This is a genomic window from Bacteroides sp. Phil13 (genome assembly GCF_001940965.1).
GTDB lineage: Bacteria > Bacteroidota > Bacteroidia > Bacteroidales > Bacteroidaceae > Bacteroides > Bacteroides intestinalis.
In genome coordinates, this window is the sequence record NZ_MSHA01000102.1 from 22,587 (window position 1) to 44,862 (window position 22,276).

Below are 22,276 nucleotides of genomic sequence, written 5' to 3' on the forward strand. Positions count from 1 at the left end.
TCGTATATTCTCTTACAAAATTCGTACGCTTTTATGCAAGTTCCGATTTTTCTTAAACACATTCAAATCCAATGTATACCTCACCACCAGATCGTGACTACCGCTCGCTGCACCTATTTTGGAAGTAAAACATTCATAGGCATATCCCAGTGTTACACCTTGCACAGTCAATCCTATATTGAATGTCACCGAAGTATCAGGCGAGTAAGTCAATCCCCCGCTGAGTACTTTGGAACGATAGCTATAAAACAACTGCCCTGTTACATCCAACCGTGTAGAAGTAAAATCACTTTGCAATTGCATCGAAGGCTGTATGGAAATTAACGGATTACGTGTCTGAATATTGTATCCGCCTGTCAAATAAAAGATAGGATGTATTTTAATCTGGCTTTTTTCTCCTAAAGAGACACGGGGAGCTGTCAGGTGGTGGGCAGAAAAGGCAGCGTAGAATTTAGGATGCGAATAGTATGCCCCCACTCCAAGATCAACAGACGTACCACTTTCCGATGTAGTGGGGAAAGCATCATCATCCGTTTCATCTCCAAGATTAATATCAGAAGGGTCGAAAGCTACAGTCAGCATACCCACCTGGAGTCCAATACCCAATTTGCCCTTTCTGATTTTCATCTGGTAGGCGTATTGTCCCCAAAAACGCTGGTTGCGGAACAGTCCGATGGCTTCATTGAAGAATCCAACTCCAACGCCATGCTGTTTATTGAATAAGGAAAAAGGCATGTCAGCACCGAAATACATCACGCGGGGAGCATGTGTGAAGCCCATCAACTGCATACCATACGAACCATAAATGTTCATCTTATTATCCGTCTGCCCCGCCCAACCGGGATGATAATACCCCTTCACTACCCAGTACTGACTAAAGCGCGCATCAAACTGTGCCCGCCCCTCTGCTACACAGAAAAGAAGGCAAATAAGAATTAAGCATTTCAGGATACAATAACGTTTCATCAATATAAGAACTGATAAAACGAAAAAAAATTGTGCAGAATAGAAAAGGAAGGAATAAAATGAACTAATTCAACCTATTAATTGTATATTAGTATATAGAAAATAAAGTTATGACGCAGATTAAAATTAAACGAGTATATGAAGATCCCGAGGCAGAGGACGGCTACCGTGTGCTGGTAGACCGTCTGTGGCCCCGTGGCATGAAAAAGGAACATCTGAAATATGATGTTTTGGAAAAAGACATCACCCCTTCCCCCGAACTCAGGAAGTGGTTTCATGAAGACCCGGTGGAACATTGGGAAGGTTTCTCTGCTATGTACCGGAAAGAGTTGGAAACCTCTGAAGCTGCACGAAACTTTCTCACAACAATCAGACCCTATAAAACGGTTACTTTATTATATGCCTCCAAAGAGCCTGTCCGAAACCATGCCCGTATCCTGCAACAGTTTCTGGAAACACATCTTGGGTAATTGTGAATATTCACTATCTTTGCAGCAGCTGCCCTATGTCAAGTGAGCGGCATAAATATTTTCAGAAAGGACAACCATGATAGAGTTGCGAACAGTCAACCTGACCCGTTATATCACTCCTTTGCGCGAAGGCGGCTCATTGCCCGCATTGGCAGAAGCTGACGACGAATTTAAATACGTCGTAAAGTTTCGTGGCGCCGGACATGGCACCAAGGCATTGATATCCGAATTAATCGGTGGAGAGGTTGCGCACATACTGGGATTCAAAGTGCCGGAACTGGTATTCCTGAATCTCGACGAAGCATTCGGTCGTACCGAAGGGGATGAAGAAATACAAGATTTATTGCAAGGCAGCCGTGGATTAAACCTGGGACTTCACTTCCTGTCAGGTGCTCTGACTTTTGACCCCGTAGCAACTAAAGTAGACCCTGAACTGGCCTCCCGTATTGTCTGGCTGGATGCCTATCTGACCAATATAGACCGTACCTTCCGCAACACCAATATGCTGATGTGGCATAAAGAGCTTTGGCTGATAGACCATGGCGCTTCACTTTATTTCCACCACTCGTGGGAAAACTGGGAAAAACATGCTGTAAGCCCATTCCCCTATGTAAAAAACCACGTATTGCTGCCCGAAGCATCCCGACTTGAAGAGGCCGATACGGTTTTACGTTCTATGCTGACAGAGGAAAAGATACAACAGGTCGTAGCACTTATCCCTGACGACTGGTTGCATTGGGAGGATACACATGAGACACCCGGAGAAATCAGAGATATTTATACCCGCTTTCTGACCGAAAGACTGGCTCATTCCGAAACATTTGTAAAAGAAGCACAGAATGCAAGGAAAACACTTATATGAATACGCAGTTATCCGCTTGGTACCCAAAGTAGAACGTGAGGAGTTCTTTAATGTGGGCGTCATCCTTTTCTCAAAAAAGGCAGGCTACATCAAGTCCGTTTGTCAGGTAAACGAGGACAAACTGGAGCTATATGTTTCTGAGGTAGACCGGGAATCGGTATTTGTACACTTGGACGTATTCAATAAAATATGTTCGGGAGCCAAAGACGGTGGTCCTATAGCCCAACTCGATGTACCGGAACGTTTTCGTTGGCTGACTGCCGTGAGAAGTTCCTGTATTCAAACGTCCCGCCCACATGCCGGTTTCTCCGACGATCTGGACAGGACGTTAGAAAGATTATTTAAAGAACTGGTTCTATAGAGGAACAGCGTACTTCGCTTTCAGCTCCTCTACCCCCATTCCGGTAAAATAGTCTTCAATAAAATCCCAGCGCTTCACATCGTCCATTCCGTCCGTTCCGAAGAAGAAAGAAAACAGTTCGATCTGTTCCTGGAACACCTGTTCATTATTCTCGAGAATCAAATTGTGATATTCATCGGAAGATGCAATCTGCTGCAAACTCTCCGGATCATCGAAATATACCAGTACACAAGGTGTCCCCCCTCCTTCGACGCTGAATGAAAGACAATCGAGTATGGAAAGCAGGTTAAGCAACATATTCAGATCGGAGAATGGCGTACTGTAAAACAACAGACGATCTCCTTTTTTACCGACAATACGTTGACTGAATAGTTTCTGATAGCGGGACAACAAAAGGTCAAACCCCTTTGTCACTGTAAAAGAGAGTTCGTTGGAATCCTTCTTTTTCACACTACTGATATAACTCACACTGCGCCCCTCTTCCGTACGTGACTCCAGCAATGAGCCAATAAAGCGTTTTGCCGATGGTACATCCATACCATGTTCGGCAAAGACCGCACGCAATTCTTCTTCATCAAAACGTCCTTTTGTCTTCCGTAACTTATCGACAAGCAGAGTCTTCAAGCTATTGAACAGTGCATCCATCCGCTGACGAATTACCGTAGCATCTTCTTTCAACAACACCTCATGCTTACCAACAGATACTGCACGAGAGCCTTCCCACAATGTTCCGCTATTCAGTTTTTGCTTAAATTCACGATAACCTAACTCAGCAAAGCGCTCTTCCCACAGTTTTTCCAGACGTGCTGTGTACACGTCTTCCGTACCTTCCACTTTAGTAAGATAATCCTTGAATTCACGAATAAAAACATCGCCTGTCTTATCCTGAATATATCCTTCCGTCAATAGATTCTGCGGACTGACCTCCAACAACTTCTTTCCGTAACGATGACTTAAATCATCTTCCAACCATAATAAAGCTGTCTTAATCAACTGTCCCAATTCTGCCTCGTATTCCAGCTTGTTTTTCATTCGCGGCAATTTCACCACAAATTCGAAGTCGGACAAAGACACCAGCATTTCCTGCTTTTCGCCTTTCATCCGATATACTTCCATCAGCTTTTTCAGTATCAACGCCAACTGCTCTTGTGCTATATTACCCGCCATATGCAGGCGTTTCATATAATAAAAGTCACGTTCATGATAATCCGTTGCCGAAACTCCATGAATATCCGTATCACGCGCCGCACGTCCTATCTCCTGTATATAATCGACAAACGTACTGGAAGGTGCCACATGATATACCCGGTCAATGTCGCTGATATCCACACCCATACCGAATGCCTTCGTGGCTACAATCATACGCTTCTCTCCTTCCTTGAACTCCTGTACAATTGCTGCTTTCTGTTCCTTGTCCTTCTTGCCATAGTAAGAAGCTACCAAACGCCAATCAGCAGGTTGTACCCACGTCTTCAGACGCATATCGATGCCACCCGCAAAAGGATAATAAAGAATCGTTTTATGCCCGTCGAGGAAATCATCTACACGGCCAGCCACTACACGCTGTTTGGCTTTATCGTACGTTTCACCTTCTTCTATTTCCATCTGACGGATATCGAATCCGATATTCCTACGTTTCACCGTACCTGCATAGAGCACACACGGTTCCATTTGCAATGAACGAATCGTTTCGAACACCATATCGTTGCCTCCTTTCGGATTCCAGACAGCAGTAGCCGTCAGTGCAAAAAGCGGAAATGCATAGCCCAGACTCTTCTTCAAACCTTGCAGATAACGTCCCAGGAACCAATAATCCACCCGGAACTCTTTACCCCAGGTAGTTACTGTATGAGCCTCATCCACTACAACCAAACCAATACGACGCTCACCTGCGAAGTGCTTGATATCATATGAAAGCAATAATTCCGGCGAAAGATAAAACAAATCGACCTCACCTTCACGCACCTGTCGATATACCTCATTCTTTTGCTCAGGCGATAAATCGGAAGAAGCATACGCTACGCGTGTGTATCCCAAATCTTGTAAACCTTCCACCTGATCCACAATCAGCGCCTTCAGAGGAGATACAACAATGGTAAGCAACCCGTATTCATTGCCCAAATAGATGCCAGGCAATTGGAACAATAAGGATTTTCCAGCCCCGGTAGGTGCTGTCAGCAGAATATTATCCACATCCGTTTCCCCATTCCGTGCCTTTTCCGCTTCAACAATGACACTTTCTATCAATTGCCCCTGCGAAACGTGGAGTGTCTCTTTCCCCTTGAATAAGTCGTCATACACTTCCAGGTCACGAAATTGTTCGTACCCGTAAGTCCCTTTTAACAGTGTATGCACCGCTTCCCGGCAATCTCCGGGCAAATGCCGTTCTTTCAATTCCGGCAAGCGGCGTACCGTTTCTTCTTGTGTTTCAGTCATAATGGAACAAATATAAAAAAGAGGCAATCCATTAACCTGTCGAAAACAGATTTTACGGACTACCTCTTTCTATGTGTTAACTACCTCGTATCCCCTTAGGTATGGCAAGGCTTTAAAAAGCGTATCTAATACTCTTCTTCGTTAAAGAAGAAATCCTCTTTGCTCGGATAGTCGGGCCATATATCTTCGATGCTCTCATAAATATCGCCTTCATCTTCCATTTCCTGCAAATTTTCAATCACTTCAAGCGGAGCGCCCGAACGTATGGCATAATCGATTAATTCATCCTTGGTTGCCGGCCAGGGAGCATCTTCCAGTTTAGATGCTAATTCCAATGTCCAATACATAAGTTCTAAGTATTAAAATTGTGAATATTAAGTCCTACTTTCTATTTTTCGGCAAAAGTATAATAAAATCTCTCACTTACAACTATTATCCCAAAATATTTCATCTTTTTTCTCATCCTGGTTGATTTTCCGTGACAAGACAAACAAATAATCGGACAAACGGTTCACATAAGCAAGTAATTCAGGAGCTACTTCGCATTGTTCAGCCAAGACCAGGATACGTCGTTCAGCCCTGCGGCAAACTGTGCGGCAAACATGACAAACCGATGCTCCGCGACTGCCGCCCGGCAATATAAAAGCATGTAACGGGGGAAGCAGATTATCAAGTCGGTCTATTTCCCGTTCGATACGCTCTATCTCTTCCGGATGAATGACACTGGCACATTTCAAGTCCGTTTTTTCCAGATCGGTGGCCAGATTGGAACCCACTGCAAAAAGGCGATCCTGGATATGGCGTACAAGCATCCGATCCGCTTCATCGGACAAATAAGTGATAAGCACTCCTAGGTTAGCGTTCAACTCGTCTACTGTGCCGTATGCTTCCAGACGAACGTGGGTTTTAGGAACCCGGGTACCGCCTACCAACGAAGTGGTACCTTTATCACCGGTTTTAGTATATATTTTCATAAGCGATTAGTGTTTAGTGATTAGAGATTGACTCCAATTACCTATTCAAACGCCTAAAGATAATCAAAAGTTGACAATATAGTCTTGTTTTATCTTTGTTTTATCAAAGAATAGGATGCCAAGGTCATAAAGGTCGAATGTAATACCTACATGTTCATCCTGCTGCATGCGTTTCCAAAGGGCTTTCATCTGCGGAGTGTAGCAGATTCCTTCGACCACAAAAGCGGAGCTACGTACAGTGCGTGCAGCACAGATACGGAATACTTCCTCCACAAATTCCGGATGTCGGTAGTCGTGCAGATAGAGAAAGCCAACTGGTACTCCGGCTTCCAGAAATAGCTCGGAAAGTTCAGAAGCAGATGTATAGTCGGCCCCCTCCTTACCGGCTTTCAGATAAAGGGAAGAAGCAGCAAGAGTACCGGCATCTACTATCGTATCGGGCTGGATATAATTCACCAACCGGAACAAAAGGCGTTTCACCTTTTTCGACTCATACTTCCAACGCCCGTCTTTTTGAGGTGCTAACTTCTTTTGTTCTGCCGCCAGGTCTTTATACTTATAATAAGGAGTATTTTCATAAATCACCTGTGTAATCAGGTTGAAAGCAAACGGAGAATGCACTCCGTAACCGCAACGATGACGGAAACGGCGCAACCAGATAAAAGGACGTTTCAGAGCTAATGTGATACGGTTCATAATACACAAATCTTTTATTGGCCACAAAGATAGATAAAATTGGAAGAATAGTTCGCCTTAACCGCTAAATGCACATCTCCTCCATCAAACCGGAAAATAAGATTAAGCGCACTGATCCAATTGACGTAATGCGCTTTCAGCTCCAGCGTAGAAGTTGATGGCCAAGCATAACTACCCGCTACATAGAAAGGGCCTTCTATCCCGGTGAAACGTCCTTTGGCTTCGATAGAATATGGAGGATATGCATCTATTGAAGTCTTTTCCCACTGCTTGTAGCCAAATGGCAAGTTATATTCAAGCCCATCGGCCTGCGTCACGGTCATTATGACCTCTTTGGGTTTGAATTGAAGACGGAGCGACTGCCAGCCCAATTTATTCGGCTTAAGCATAATAGGTTTGTTCGCATACTGCCGGGCAAGAGGTGAGTTTGCTTTTCCTTGCGCCACCGGTAACTGATAAGAAGATTGCTTCTTCAACAAGCGTTTATAATCCTTTCCCGGCGTCAAAGGCTCATCGCCTACGGCAGGCAACAGACGATTCCAGACCAAGCGGCGTTGCGTGATTCCATCTATGATGCTACATTCGGTGATGACTACTACCATATCTTTATCCGGTATAATAAGCGCATATTGCCCTAAAGCACCGTCTACGCGAACCGCTCCCGGATATTCACAAAGCCACATATGATAACCATAACCATAGCCAAAGCTACCTGTATCGGATTGCTTAGCCATCATCAGGTCTACCCAGTCTGCCGGAAGTAACTGTTTGCCTTCCCACATTCCACGGTTTAACAGCAACTGCCCAAGCTTCGCCAGCGACTCACTTTGTAAGTACACTCCCCAGCCACCGGTATTGATTCCCTCGGGACTCACTTCCCAGGACACATCAGTGATGTGCATGGGGTCGAACAGTTTCAGACGGAGATAATCCAGTAATTTCATACCCGTCACCTTCTGTACGATGGCGGAAAGAATATACGAACTCATGGAATCATAATCAAAGTGTTCTCCGGGAGTCTTTATTTCTTTCCCCAGATAACCTCTGACCCAGTCTGTACGACCTTCACGCATCTTCCAGTCCGGGGTGACACCGGAGGTCATGTTCAGCAGATTCCGGACTGTCATAGCGGCAAGATTGGGGGAAATGCTATCGGGAAGTTGGTCGGGGAAAAAGGATGCGATCCGGTCTGTCAACCGCAAGCGGTTCTCGGAGATGGCGAGTCCGATGGCGGCACCGACAAAAGTCTTGGAGCAGGAAAACATCGTGTGCCGATACTCCGGGGCGAAGGGTTCGGGATACATCTCCGCGATCACTTTTCCGTGACGCAACACCATTACACTGTGTATATCGGTCTTCGGCAAGGCCATCAGAGAGTCCATCAAAGCAATGAGCGCTCCGGAAGGGACCCCTTCGGCTTCGGGCGTCGAGCGTTCGAACTCACGTATCTGCGCACCAACCGTTGTCGACACCAGTAAGCAAAAAATGAGGAGAAATAAAGTAAGTTTGTTCTTCATATCTATAATTGCATTATGCACTTACACATTAATTATGCGCAAAAGTAAGTCATTCAAATAGGCAAGACAAATCTTCGGAACACTATTTAGTTAAGTTTCACGGAAGGGGAAAAGGGATTCCCCCTCTTCCCCCCAATCCACCTACTTATCCCAACAGATCATCTTCAATACCGCCATCACCAGAATCACCTCCGCCCGGCTTTACGACCGTATCTTTAGCCACAGTCCCCTTACCAAACTCCAGCCTTTCCACACTTGCCTTACCAAGCATATCCTTAAAATAGCTTCCCGGATAGAAAATGATTTTTCGACGATATACCGTATTAGCATCCACATCTCCCGCTCCCGCCTGACTTTTCGCGTTCAGTCCGGGACGGAAACAGCCGAAGTCTCCCAACTGCACGGAATATCCTTTATCCAAATCCATATTCAGGGTATCTATCAACCCGTCAATTACCATCTTCACCACACCACGTGGCGCCATACTCACCTTCTGCACTTCTTCACAGAGCTTATCAAATTTCACCAGGCCCAACACTTTGGTTTGAGCTACAAATTTCTCAGTATTAGTCTTATCAAAACCAAACACCACCTTCTTTACTTCATACTTAATTGCCATAATCTTTGTTGTTTTAATGATTAATAATATGTATATTCATTTTCTCTTATCTTATCCCGAAACACGAAGTCTTTTACTGTGAGGCCTCAACAGACAGACGTTCTGTTTCTCAGATTCGATGTTGCAAAGTTAGGGTGAGAAGTATGAGAAAGCAAGAAAACAGCATCTACCAAGCAATTTTATAAAGCATTAATAAACAACACTTTATCAAAAGGCAATCTCTACAACGGATGAAATGAAAAGGAAACTATAAAAAACAGAAAAGTAGAAGATTAGATAGTAATCTCTACAAACCTGAACCCTAAAGGATTGAAAATGAGAGTAAAGGATTTAAAGCATCTCTACAAACAAAGTAGATTTCGCAAAAAAAAGAAAGGAGCCCATCGACTCCTTTCCCATCAGACAATCTCTTTCGGTTTATAACCTTCGGACTTTAAGCCCCGAAAGAAGCGGCTTGCCTTGCAACGGCGTAAAACGTATATCAATACATCCATCATTATTGTTCACTATATAGCGTCGACGGCATGCGTTGAGATAACGGTTGTTATCGGCCGGAGAGAAATTCTGTTCCACAACCTCACCGCAAATGGTGATGTCGAACCGCTTGGACACGGCACTTGCCCGTTCATCTCCCTTGCCAAGCAGATTGGCCTGCTGCCGGGCCGGTCGGCTAACATCCGCCATCAACAGTTCCACCTCATAGGTTCCGGCAGGAGCGTCGATCTTATACTCCGTTATATCCTCCATCCATGTCTGATAGACTGGTCCATCTACAGTATTATAAATTTCAGAGGTAGTGCTGCGCCCCTTACCGTTCACGTACCCCCATTCCCCGGCAGTATAAGGACGATCCGGTAACCATGTCAAGTGACTGACATCTGAAATGAAATAACAATTGCTGCCAACGTTTACTGCAAGTTCGTCCCCTTGATGCAAGTCGGGGAAAAGAGCGAGCGTCATCATCATCACATCTTCCACAAGAACGCCGTTCCTATAACCTCTGGCCACCAACGAAGAATTTCCTTCCGGCAACTTTACACGAAATATAGTATTATAATTGGACGTGCACTGCTTGCCGCAAGAAGCACCGTTCAGAATAAGCTCCACCTCATCCAGATTGGTATAAATCTTGATGGGATGTTCTTCTCCGGCTTTTCCTGTCCGCAATGCCCAATCGCGGCTTGCTATATGCAACACCGGCACATCCTTACGCCACATAGCCTTAAAATAATAAGCTATGTCTTTCGGAGTCCGGTCATTATAGAAAAGCCCCTTATTGTTGACACGAGGCATAGATTCCTGGCGGGCGGCCACGTTGAAATCGACGTACCCCCAATAAGCACATCCGGCAATGTAGTCATTATTTTCAATATAGGGCAGATAGTGCTCGATATATTCCTGCTGATATTCCATACTGAAATCGAATGGACGACCCTTAACTGAGTGAATACGTTTGTCTGACCCCGCCCCCCATTCGCTCACAATAATGGGACGATGCGGATAACGAGCGTGCTGATCTTCCAACCACTGTTCAAAATGAGGTAACTCACCAAAATACCATCCCTGATAGAGATTCCATCCGGCCACGTCTCCCAGTGCAAGTCCAATCGTGTTGTAAAGATCAGAACCGTGGAATGCCATGACGCTCACACGCGAAGAATCCTCTTCTTTCAAACGTTTTTCCAACCTCTGCGCCAGCTTAACAGTACGATCTCTTACTGCAGGCCACTCCGGTTTATCCGGTGTAGGAGCAATCAGTAATATTTCATTCATATATCCCCACGCCATGATACAGGGATGGTTGTAATGTTGCCGAATCATCTCCACCAGGTTCATCTCACAATGGTCATCATATCCCGGGGTATCGGGGACGATGTCGATAATGGGAATCTCCTCCCAAGCCAGCAAGCCCAGTTCATCACATGCATCCAGCAAAGCGTCATCCTGCGGATAATGGGATATACGGATAAAATTGCATCCTATTTCTTTTATCTGCCTTATGTCACGGCGGTTCACTTCGTCGTCTATAGCCACTCCTACAGGTGCCTGGTCCTGATGGCGGTTCACCCCACGCAGCTTATAAGGTTTCCCATTCAGACTGAATCCCTTGTCTGCATCAAACGAAAACCATCTGAAACCTATCTTATTAGAAATCTCATCCAAGACTTCACCGGTTTTGGCATTCACAATGGCGGTAACAACGCGATACAGTGTCGGCATTTCCGGTGTCCACAATTGAGGATTGTCTATTACATCAGATTTATATTCCACAGTTGCTGTTTCTCCCGCCTTCAGTGAAAAAGGCTGTGCATTCGTCTGAAGCAGTTTTCCCTGGGCGTCATAAATGCGGTTTTGCATCTTCAGACGTATCCTTGAGTCGGCATCATTAGTCACCTCCGCTTTTACCTGCACTACTCCTTCTCGTTCGTTGGCAACGGGGGTACTGACAAATACACCGGTCGACCCGTAGTTCGCCATGTTGAAATGCTGTTCCGGAGTGGTTATAAGCCACACATCCCGGTAGATTCCTCCCCAGAAAGTGAAGTCCGCCCAAAGCGGCGTAATGTCTCGTCGAGCATTATCAACAGTAATTTCTATCTCATTGTGCTCCCTTATAAGCCCGGTAACATCCAGAATGAAAGCCGAATACCCCCCGGCATGACTACCAGCCACCTGTCCGTTGACTTTTACGTCGGCAGCTTTACTGGCGGCATCTATTTTCAGATAATAACGTTTAGTGGGGGCTATCTCTGGGAGTGACAACTTTTTGCGATATTCACCCTTACCTTGATAATAATTTCTTTGAGAATAGGCATCGAGATTAAATGTATGGGGCAGATTGATGGGCTGCCACCGTGTTTCTCCATCCTTACGGAAGTCCCAACCATCATTAATGGTTTTCATCATCCTTTGCGCCGAGGCAGAGAAAGTGAAAAAAGCCAGGCTTACCAGAATCAGGAAAGCCTTTCTTGTCAAAAGACATAAAGCGATATGCATGTTCATAATTGATATTCAAATAATCAAAAAACAGACTAGTTCTCATCAGCCACCGCTTCTTCCCAGGTTTCCCATTTCTCCACATTGGGGTCATATCCGTCGTAACCCGGATTTTGGCTAAGTTTTCCCAAGCGATTGGCGTCAATGGCCTTTTGAGGAATAGGCCAGTTAATATTGTGCTTGCCCATGGTATACTTGCGACCTCTGATATTGGCTCCAGTATCCTTATTATAATAGTTGTTGTAGTTAGTGATACGGTGAAACCAGAAGCTGTCCTCATGCAAGTACTCTTTATCATAAGTTTTGCCTTCATTATCGGGTTTGCCGCTGAGAGCAAGGCAATAAGAGATACGACTCAGTTCAGTGAAACGCCACTCTTCCATGTAAAGCTCACGGGCACGTTCATCCACGATGTCATCAATATCAACCGTAGTATAAAGTTGCTGACATTTAGCACGTTTACGCACAGCATTGACATCATCTACAGCAGTAGCATCTCCCAGATAATATTTGGCTTCGGCACGGAGCAGATAAGTTTCCGCGAGCCGATAGCAGTAAAAGTCAGCATAGCCACCACCATTGTATTGATTGGCAGAAGGCGTTTCATCTTCGGGAGATTCGGACCAAACCTTATAATGGGGCCAATCAAACCAGCACCGAATTGTATCGGAACAGAGCACTTGGGTGCCACCATCCTCGTCGATCCAACTGAAACGGACATTTTCTCCGTGATATTTAGTGTTCGGACGGTTATATCTCAAATCTTCCATACGCACCCAGTTGCCTACAGTATGACTATGGCGCAGGTCACCCTCATCATTCACCCCATTAACATACCACAGGGAGTTCTCGGCAAAGTAAGTGGGACGTACAACTGCCTGCCCGCGTCCGAAAGCACGGTTGAAATCCAAATTATCTTTATAATCCGGATTGTTCAAAGCAAAGTTATCCACAGCTCTCACATTATCGGGAGTTTTAATCTCATCAGCATTCCATCTGGGAACCAAGTTACGCATAGTACGGGTGCGAATACCCGAATCAGTGCCGTAACGGTTGGGCAGAACAAGGATGGCCTCTTTGTTAGCGGCAATAGCTTTGTTTCCACCTTGGTGTAAATTCCAAATAACATTGTTGGTAATATTCCATGTTTTAGGATTAGGATTGGAAAAAGTCCCGAACTCATCCTGCATCAATGAGTAGCCGGACTGATCGATGAGGATATCGGCTTGTTCCTTAGCTTTCTGAAAATCACCGTTAGCAAGGTAACATTTGATAAGCAATTGGCGGCATGCCCCTTTGTTGATCATACCGATGTAAGTCATATCCTTTTGGTCGGGAACATTCTGTACAGCAAACTCCATATCTTGCACCATACGCTTGATGATGGCCTCGCGCTTGGTGCTTTTATAGTCTTGCTTAGGAGACTCTATAATTTTAGAAACAAAAGGTACGTCACCGAATTGGAAACAAAGATTCATATACCGGTAAGCACGATGAAAATAGGCACGCCCGAGAAATTCATTCCTGGTGGTTTCATCCAATCCCTCCACCTTATCAATATAGCTGATAACAGTATTGGCATACTTAATGCCGTTGTAAGTCTCCCCCCAAAAGATGACCAGACGATTCTGGTCAAAATTATACCAACCGTCAGTAGGTGTAAAACGTTCGTTTATGTCACAGAAAGCAAGTTGGTCATCCGTTTTGCCGGCTACCGTCAAATCAGAAAAAAGATACTCACTCATCAAAGGCAACATCAAGTCACAAGCTTCCGTATTTGTCCAATAAGCACGAAGTGCCTTGTCTGCCGAAGCTAAAGCAGCATTCAGACCATCCACCGTATTGAATGTTACAGTCGGTTCGTAAAGAGAGAGGGGATCCGGTTTCAGGAAATCATCGGAACATCCTGTAAAAAGCGCAGATACGCATGTAATCCCCAGCAACAATTTGAATTGATTTATATAGTTTTTCATATTTCTTTCTTTTTAAAATGTTAAGTTTATACCCAAAGAGTAAGTTCGCGGTGCAATATCTCCGGTTTCAGGATCTCCATATTCCCATTCCTTGCTCCAAGTAGCCACATTGCGTACGGTAGCAAATATTTTGGCATTCTGAATCTTAAACCGAGACAAGAGTTCTGCCGGAACATTATAGGCTACAGAGACATTCTCCAGGCGAATAAACGAACGGTCAACGACTCTGCTTGGCGCTGCAAGTCCCGTAGGTCCCTGGGCTGAAAGGCGGGCGTATGTATTGGAAGGATTATCCACCGTCCAATATTTCTTGGTATAAATATTCTGGCAGTTGGTAATCTGCGAATAATTATTGTCATTGTTCAGATAATTACTGTCCAGACTCTTGTGTCCCATGTAAGAGTAGAGATTGAAAGAAAAACTCCAGTTCTTATAAAGTATGAAGCTGTTTCGCATGGACCAATGGATAGGAGGCGTAGTCTCACCCAAAAAACGCTTATCGTTATTGTTGTATACAGCAGTAGTAGTTCCATCTGCATTCTTACGGTCATCCGCAGTGTAATGATTGGCAACTTTCGGATCACCGGGTTTTTGTCCATACTTAGCGGCTTCTTCCACTTCATTCACCTGCCAGATGCCGGTCACTTCATAATCCCAGATGGCACTGATGGGATGGCCTATGAACCATTTGTTGTCCACATCATCCTTTTCCTTAGTAATAGTGTTGTCGGCTGCATCCACGATGGTTTCATATTCGCCATACAGTTTCTTGATTTCATTTTTGTTACGGGAGAAAGAGAAAGAAGTATTCCATTCAAAGTTTTTTGTTTCAATGTTGCGCGTATTGAGTGAAATTTCAAAGCCCCGGTTTTCCACTCGTCCCAAATTGGTGGTAATGGAAGCGAATCCTGTAAAATCAGGTAACGACTGGTTCATAATCATGTCCGTAGTGGGCATTATGTAGTATTCCAAGCTAGCATTGATACGTCCTCTCAGGAAACTGAGATCTAAACCGACATTCCAGGAAGTAGTCTTCTCCCACTGCAAACCGGTATTTGGCAGACGGTCTACAAAAAGATATTTCATATCCAGCAGTGTGCCTGTAGTAGAATTTATGTATCCTTGCGAATACATTCCCAGTGCCAGGTTGGCCAATGCAATATAAGAGTTCGCCAAGCTCCGGTTACCGTTCTGTCCGAAAGAGACACGTAATTTACCGGACTCCAGAATATCTCCCCACTTCCAGAAGTCCTCATTGGTGAACGTCCACGCTAGTGCTCCGGAAAGGAAATTGGCATACGGATTGGTCGTACCAAAAGCGGAATATCCGTCACGACGGAAAGAGAATGTACCCATATACTTATCATCATACGAATAGAACAGGCGTGCCAGATAGCCGCAAGCCGTCTCACGATTATCGGTAGAACGGAATTCACTCAAATTCTTGTCCCCATTGGCTGTACCGTGAAAACCCAATGCTTCAGAGGGCAGGATATTGCGTGCTTGAATACGATCCGCCCACGACCGACGCTCTTCGGCTTCCTGCACCAAAGTCAGAATGGTATGATGCTTCTTAGCAAAAGTATAATCCCATGTGATAGTGTTATTCAGTGACCAGTCAAAGCGCTTGCTTTGTTCACGGTTCACGCGGTCTTCTGTTTCGGCCTGCCAGTCAGGATGTTCCGATGACCTGTAGTAACGGTCATAGAAATATTGCAGACGCGGTGCCGCATTAAATGAATAAGTGATGCCGAAAGGTAACGTCAACTTGGCTGTCAGAATGGTGTTCAGTACGGTAAATCCCTTTTCCAAATCAAGATACTGACGGTCAAAATCAAAATTATATCCTTTCCAATAGGCATTCTCTCCTTGAGGATGCGCCACAAGCTCCCCAGCTTCGTTATAAGGAGAGGTAAAAGGGCTGTTACTTGTTATCTGCCTGTACCAGTCTACGGCAATGTCACCGTCCGAACGGTTCTGGAAATTGACGTTAGCTCCCACACTGAACCAGTCCGTCACTTTGGCATCCAACTTCATGTTGGCACGAATAGCGTTATACTCGTTTCCACGTACTATGCCTTCGTTGGAGAGGTATCCCAATGAGAGGTAATAGTTCATTCTTTCAGTCATTCCGCTGATGCTGACATTATAGTCCTGGTTCAATCCCGTTTGGAAAGAATGGTCATACCAGTCAAAGGTTTTTCCGGAGAGGAAGTTGGCAAGCGTCACTTCACTCGCATTAAGTCCAATACGTCTTGCCCAGATTTCATCACTGCACATACCGGCATCCTGAGTTGTCTGGTTTCTCCATGCATCCATAGTAAGTCCATACTTTCCCAAGTTAGCATCTGTCGGACGGTCAAAATATCCCGCAGGCCGGCCTCCTGTCTGATAAGCCTCATATTTTCCGGTAGATGGATTTACCCCATACGTATCTGTCGTATAAAAATCCCTGCGATAGTTCAGATACCCATCCGCATCGTATACCTTCCGGCCATCCGCGCGGGTAGCCCACCCTACGTTAGCACTGAAACTGATCACAGGCTTCTCTGACTTCCCTTTCTTGGTCGTCACAATAACAACACCATTGGCCGCCTTCGCACCATACACGGCAGCCGATGAAGCATCTTTCAGCACATCTATCTGCGCTATATCATTGGGGTTGATTTCAGAAAGTTCTCCATAAAACATCATACCATCCAGAATGATGAGCGGATCATTATGACCTCCGTCAGAATATACGGAACGTTGGCCGCGTATACTCATGGATCCACCTCCTTTGGCTGATTTATCGAAGCCTACATTCAAACCGGCAGTTCCACGCAGTACGTCTTGCACAGTCTTAGGAGCCTCATTTGCCAATGCATCCGGACGAACTTGAGTTACTGAACCCGTAAGGTCTTTCTTACGCATCGTGCCATATCCTATCACTACAACCTCATCCAGCATCTCAGAATCTTCCAGTAATTCAACAGTCATAGTTGTTTTGTCCGAGGATAGAAGAATCTCCTGCGTCTTATAACCTATATAAGAGACAACCAATGTCTCTCCTTTCGACGCTTTAATCGAGAAGTTACCGTCAATATCCGTCACCGTTCCATTAGCACTTCCCTTCAGCAAGATTGTAACTCCAATCAACGGTTCCTTTTTACTATCCAACACTCTGCCCGTAATGGCAAGCTGTTGGGCATACCCGCTTACAACTCCTATAAACAGGAGAGCAAACCACATCAAAAATCTGTGTTTTTCCATATCATTAAATTATTAATAAAAAAATAGTTATTCTGTCATTCCGAAAACAAATCCCATTCCCCTAAATAATCTTATAAATGACCATCCCCATACTTTTTTTCCCGTCTCTTCCACAATCAGCCTTTTCCCAAAAAGATGTGGCAAAGATGTGGAGAATGAAATGGAATCACGTCCCAAATATGCCCAGAGAAGGAATAAAATTTGCTCTGAGTAATTTTTATACCTAGATTGAGCAAAAAAGCTTCCCTATATTATTTACCCGTTTACTCAAATCTCCCTATATTTGCACAACCCCTTTAAATGAAATGTTAATCTTGACTACGATGAAAACTCATATTCCTAAATTTCTCATCTGCTGCCTGTTCTGTTTGCTGTCCGGCATCCCTCTCCATGCACAGCAAATGATTGTCAATCCCATGCCTTTTTTAGACAAACTGCCTGTCAACTCCATTTTCAATCTGTATCAAGACCGACAAGGCTTCTTCTGGCTGGGAACTGCATACGGGCTGGAACGTTATGACGGCTATGATATCCAGCCTTTCATAAACAACTATAAAAATCCTCATAAACTTACCCACAACGATATCCGGTGTTTCGCCGAAGACGATAATTACTTATGGGTAGGAACAGTACAAGGCATCAACTTAGTGGACAAAAGTACTTATCAAATCACCTCATTTCCCGACTCTACCCTACAGACAAGAGAAATAAGAGATCTCATCTGCGACCAAAAAGGTAACATTTGGGTAGCAGCCGGCAAAAAATTGTTCAAATGCAACGCCCGCCTCGGTGTATTAAAAGAATATACATTAGCAAACGCTCCGAATACGTTCTTCGAAGATAGAAACGGCGACCTATGGTTTCTGACCTGGAATGGGGATATATTGAAATACAATGACCGGGACGATTCCTTTATGCAATATGCCCACATGGACAACAGCAATCCCTACCGGATGATACAAGACCATCAGGGACGATATTGGATTGCAACCTGGGGACAAGGAATCTGGCGTTTCGACCCGTCCTCCCCTGACAGAAAGAAGATATTGCAACGTCAGTCTATCGTCAACCCCATCCGTCATTCACCAGAACAGGTGTTCTTCGACATTGTACAAGACGACATGTACGGCTATCTATGGGCATTATCCCATTTCAGGCTCTATGTTTTCCGCATAAACGAACAGAATGAACTGGAAGAAGTGAATATCAATGCTATAAAGGACATCAATAACCCCATAGACCAATACAAAACATACAGCCGGATCATCAAAGACCAATCCGGCAATTTATGGTTAGGAGCTTACGATCAAGGCTACACAATAACCTTTGAGAAAGCTGAAATAATCAACCATACGATGGAAAATATCAAAAAGAGGCTAGGCGTAGATGCCAATGTCTTATACTTCAACAAAGACTCAAAAGGTACCATTTGGTTCGACCAGTCACGTTACGGTCTCTGCCTTTTCGATGAACAGACAGGAAAGATTACTTATGGAAACAATGCGGATGCTTTATATTCATTAGTCGTGACCTCTATCGTACCGTCACAGAAAGAAGATGCTGTATGGCTGGGCGGACGCAATGATTTTTCTTCCCATATATGGAAAGCGACAAAAGAGCAAATGCACATTTCTATTTTAGAAGAATATGACCTAAAGGAAGTCGTTGCCGATCCGGGCAGTATAACCCAACTGGTAGAAGATGATCATGGCAACATCTGGATTGGAACCACCTCGCGGTTGTTCTTCAAACAAGCCGGTTCAAAAAAGATTGCGGAACTGTCTTTTGATATCTCTCACATATCCGATATGTCCAAAGACAGTAAAGGAAATGTGTGGATCGCCTCCCGGGATGCCATTTACCAAATGGCTTATGAGAACAAGCCTATACTACTGAAACATTACCCCAAAGAATCAATGCCGTTATCCGACGCCCCGATAGTGAATATCTGTGCCAATGCTCGTGACGTCTGGTTTTCCACTTCATTAGGACGGCTACTCCGGTTTGATTCAAGCGAAGAAAAAATGACGGACGAAACCGAAGCCTGCGGACTGACAGGCGACAACATTCTAAAAATTCTACTATACAAAGATAAGATATGGATAGTATGTGACAAATACATAATCCGCCACCATCCGGCAACCAAAGAAAATACTGCTTATTTCGTCAATGACCCCAATATCTTCGTCTCCTCCTTCCGACATAGCGCAGCTTTCGTCGATGAGGAAGGTTGCCTGTACGCCGGAGGACATAACGGCTTCATCAAAATATTACCGGACAGGCAAAATACAAACAATAAACGTACCGGACAGGTACTTATCACTGACGTAAAGTCCGATAACCGCTCTGTCTTATTTTCACCTGCCGGTTCGGAAACAGGCAATTCCGTGCACAAAATAACACTTTCACCTGAAGCACGGAATATTGAAATCCTATTTTCAGCCCTTTCATATACCTCCGGACGAAGAATCAAGTATGCCTATCAACTGGAAGGCGCAGATAAAAAATGGACCTACATAGACAACGGGAAACACTCCGCATTCTACAACTACCTCGGCAAAGGAGAATATACTTTCCGCCTGAAAGCCACCGACCCGTACGGCAACTGGATGGAGGAAGAACAACAGTTGCTTATCCGGCGCCTTCCCGCCTGGTATGAAACATGGTATGCCTATTCATTCTACACTCTTTTCATCGTGTGTATCATCTGCCTGCTATTTTATGCCTACACCAAGCGCATGGAGAAGAAAAACAAGTTGAAGCTCCAGGAAGAACTCACCCAAATCAAACTGAATTATTTCACCAACATCTCCCATGAACTCCTCACCCCGCTTACCATCATTTCTTGTGTTGCCGATGATCTGGAAGAAAATAAAGAAAGCTCGGAAAGACAAGTGGAAATACTGCGTTCCAATGCCAACCGACTGAAACGGCTACTGCAACAGATCCTAGACTTCCGGAAAGTGGAAAGCAGAAAAATGGAAATAAGTGTAAGCAAAAGCAATCTGTCTTCTTTTGTTTCGGGCATCGTGGCGTCTAATTTTCAGTCGTTAGCCCACCAGAAAAGCATCTCCCTGTCCACCCGGATAGACGATGGCATTTGGGGATATATGGATATCGACAAGTTTGACAAGATATTGTTCAATCTGCTTTCCAACGCCATCAAATATACGCCGGAGCATAAAAAAATAAACGTAAGCCTGTCTGCTATATATAAGGAGGGATGCAGATTCCTGGTACTTAACGTAGAAGATGAGGGCATAGGAATAGCTGAAAAGGATATAAAACATATCTTCACCAAGTTTTATAACAATAAGAATCATCCGGGATGCCAGTCAAACGGAATCGGCCTGTCGTTGACCAAAGAACTGGTAACCCTGCACCACGGAATTATCGAAGTCAACAGTGAACCGGGCAAAGGTTCGGTTTTTACCGTAGAAATACCGATAGACAGAGAAGTATATAGCGAACGGGAAATAGCAGAGTCTTCTCCCCTTAAGGTTCAGGAAGAAGAAACAGATACATTCATTCCGGATGAAAAGCCTTGTATCTTATTCATAGACGATAACAAAGACTTGCGGGAACTCATACAGCACATCTTCAGCAAAAAATATCAGATCTTCATTGCAGAGAACGCCTTGCAAGGACTCGAACTGCTCAAGAACACTCCAGTGGACATCATCATCTGCGATATCATGATGCCTCAGATGAACGGATTGGAATTTTGTCGGCAAATAAAAGGAGACATACAAACAAACCATATCCCCATCATCATGCTCACAGCCAAAAATGCAACAGACGACCAAATAGAATGCTACAAAGCCGGAGCAGAAAGCTATATTGCCAAACCTTTTGAAATGAAAATATTACAGGCACGAATAGACAACCTGCTGCAATCGCGTGAACAATCCCGGCAAAGTTTCCGTTCAAAAATGGAAATAAACATTTCCAATTTAAATTATCAGACCAGCGACGAAGAATTTCTGAACAATGCCATGCAATGTGTGGAACGGCACATTCAGGAATCCGAATTTGACACAGTACAAATGGCAAACGAGCTTCACATCTCCCGCTCTACCTTAAGCCGGAAATGCAAGGTAATCAGCGGGTGCACTCCTTTGGAATTTATACGAAATATCAAGTTGAAATACGCCTGTGCCTTATTGAAGAAGAAAACAATAAGCATCTCCGAAGTGGCTTATGCCACCGGTTTCTCATCGCCCAAATATTTTACTAAATGCTTCAAGGAAGAATTCGGTATGACGCCAACAGAGTATCAAAGTCAATAAAAAGAAAGTGAGCATTCTATGTTTCTACTCGGAAAAAAGACTCCGCTTTTTAATATAAAGAGTACCGGAACTTTATTTCTGCATCCCCTTCATATACACCACATTCCTCCCCGCTCCACATCTTATCAGTAATCCATCCTCAATAAACAAGTTCAAATCCGTAACCGCCTGTTTCACACTGCGTCCTGTCAGACGGGCATATTGTGCACGGTTGATGCAAGGCTGTTCCTGCTGCAAGTATTCATCAAGTAACCGGAAACGTTGCTCTACGGACAGAAGCGGCGTAAAAGACTCGGACTTGGACGACGACTGCGGATGGCGTTCCAACCGTATCTTTTTATTCAATTCTTTATAGAATTCCTTGCCTAGACGAAAATTCAAGCCGCGAAGCGTCACCGAAGCAGCACGCAGTTCTTTCTTTTCCATCACTTCGCGCCGGCAATTCAGCGAAGGGGTGAAATAGCCAAGTTCGCCAAATTCCACTGTCCAGCCATCAGCAAGGCAGTCGCGCAACTCGTCCATAAAGGACGCCATCGCACCTTCCAACAGGCTGCGACTGATGCCGGTAAAAAGGTGGACACGATTTAGAAATTCTTTCCGTTCAATAGTTCCTTTAGGTATAAAACGGGCATAAAGGGGTTGCTGCTCACCGGTTTGGCGAATGTCAGGCTTCTCAAGGAGGTCATAATATGCACTCATCTGTATGTTTTTTATGGGTACCCCACATAAAAAACATGAAGTGCCGGAATTAAATTATCACACCGCTATTTTTAACTCTTTTCCCTACGGTGGCTAAAGAAAATCGCAGTGAACACTTATTCTTTCCATCATGGAGAAAGTTTCTTTCCACCACGGGGATTCTTT

General features: G+C 44.5%; 15 protein-coding genes. 4 read left to right on the plus strand and 11 right to left on the minus strand.

Going from position 1 to position 22,276, the window contains the following annotated elements:
- Positions 1-12: 12 nt before the first annotated feature.
- A complete protein-coding gene (locus BWI44_RS19980) occupies positions 13-966 on the minus strand; it encodes a PorP/SprF family type IX secretion system membrane protein (protein ID WP_007662096.1) in 954 nt (317 codons plus the stop codon).
- Between the two features lie 110 nt (positions 967-1,076).
- Between BWI44_RS19980 and BWI44_RS19985 the strand changes: the two genes are divergently transcribed.
- The 3 genes from BWI44_RS19985 to BWI44_RS19995 all read left to right on the plus strand — a co-directional run bounded on the left by BWI44_RS19985 (position 1,077) and on the right by BWI44_RS19995 (position 2,659).
- Positions 1,077-1,436, plus strand: a complete 360-nt coding sequence (locus BWI44_RS19985; protein ID WP_195209099.1) for a DUF488 domain-containing protein — start codon at positions 1,077-1,079, stop codon at positions 1,434-1,436.
- 79 nt (positions 1,437-1,515) lie between these two features.
- Positions 1,516-2,298 carry a HipA family kinase gene (locus BWI44_RS19990; RefSeq protein WP_195209118.1) on the plus strand — a complete coding sequence of 261 codons (783 nt, stop codon included), beginning with the start codon at positions 1,516-1,518 and terminating at the stop codon, positions 2,296-2,298.
- Positions 2,276-2,659 (plus strand): DUF3037 domain-containing protein, encoded by a 384-nt coding sequence (locus BWI44_RS19995; RefSeq protein ID WP_044532028.1) that lies wholly within the window; start codon positions 2,276-2,278, stop codon positions 2,657-2,659. The genes BWI44_RS19990 and BWI44_RS19995 overlap by 23 nt, the downstream gene beginning before the upstream one ends.
- Here the strand turns inward: BWI44_RS19995 and BWI44_RS20000 are convergent.
- The 9 genes from BWI44_RS20000 to BWI44_RS20040 form a co-directional block, all read right to left on the minus strand.
- Entirely contained in the window at positions 2,654-5,095 is a 2,442-nt protein-coding gene (locus BWI44_RS20000; protein ID WP_138292400.1) for a helicase-related protein, read from the minus strand. The genes BWI44_RS19995 and BWI44_RS20000 overlap by 6 nt on opposite strands.
- 125 nt (positions 5,096-5,220) lie before the next feature.
- Positions 5,221-5,442, minus strand: coding sequence for a DUF2795 domain-containing protein (locus BWI44_RS20005; protein ID WP_007212024.1), 222 nt, complete (start codon positions 5,440-5,442; stop codon positions 5,221-5,223).
- Between the two features lie 72 nt (positions 5,443-5,514).
- The gene (locus tag BWI44_RS20010) at positions 5,515-6,069 is read right to left on the minus strand and encodes a cob(I)yrinic acid a,c-diamide adenosyltransferase (protein ID WP_138292401.1); all 555 of its coding nucleotides are present in this window, start codon (positions 6,067-6,069) and stop codon (positions 5,515-5,517) included.
- 63 nt (positions 6,070-6,132) lie between these two features.
- Positions 6,133-6,765: a hypothetical protein gene (locus BWI44_RS20015; protein WP_007662090.1), complete on the minus strand. Its 633-nt coding sequence runs from the start codon at positions 6,763-6,765 to the stop codon at positions 6,133-6,135.
- A 14-nt stretch (positions 6,766-6,779) separates the two neighbouring features.
- A complete protein-coding gene (bas-suc, locus tag BWI44_RS20020) occupies positions 6,780-8,282 on the minus strand; it encodes a 3-succinylated cholic acid synthase (protein ID WP_195209098.1) in 1,503 nt (500 codons plus the stop codon).
- Between the two features lie 145 nt (positions 8,283-8,427).
- Positions 8,428-8,901, minus strand: coding sequence for an HU family DNA-binding protein (locus BWI44_RS20025; protein ID WP_195209097.1), 474 nt, complete (start codon positions 8,899-8,901; stop codon positions 8,428-8,430).
- A 417-nt stretch (positions 8,902-9,318) separates the two neighbouring features.
- Positions 9,319-11,904, minus strand: coding sequence for a glycoside hydrolase family 2 TIM barrel-domain containing protein (locus tag BWI44_RS20030; RefSeq protein ID WP_195209096.1), 2,586 nt, complete (start codon positions 11,902-11,904; stop codon positions 9,319-9,321).
- Between the two features lie 29 nt (positions 11,905-11,933).
- The gene (locus BWI44_RS20035) at positions 11,934-13,871 is read right to left on the minus strand and encodes a RagB/SusD family nutrient uptake outer membrane protein (protein WP_044532164.1); all 1,938 of its coding nucleotides are present in this window, start codon (positions 13,869-13,871) and stop codon (positions 11,934-11,936) included.
- Between the two features lie 12 nt (positions 13,872-13,883).
- Entirely contained in the window at positions 13,884-17,123 is a 3,240-nt protein-coding gene (locus tag BWI44_RS20040; protein WP_195209095.1) for a SusC/RagA family TonB-linked outer membrane protein, read from the minus strand.
- A gap of 323 nt (positions 17,124-17,446) precedes the next feature.
- Here BWI44_RS20040 and BWI44_RS20045 point away from each other — a divergent pair, with 323 nt between their 5' ends.
- Positions 17,447-21,412 carry a hybrid sensor histidine kinase/response regulator transcription factor gene (locus BWI44_RS20045; RefSeq protein WP_195209094.1) on the plus strand — a complete coding sequence of 1,322 codons (3,966 nt, stop codon included), beginning with the start codon at positions 17,447-17,449 and terminating at the stop codon, positions 21,410-21,412.
- A gap of 72 nt (positions 21,413-21,484) precedes the next feature.
- Here BWI44_RS20045 and BWI44_RS20050 read toward each other — a convergent pair whose 3' ends face one another.
- Positions 21,485-22,111, minus strand: a complete 627-nt coding sequence (locus BWI44_RS20050) for an HU family DNA-binding protein (protein WP_044534824.1) — start codon at positions 22,109-22,111, stop codon at positions 21,485-21,487.
- Positions 22,112-22,276 lie beyond the last annotated feature (165 nt).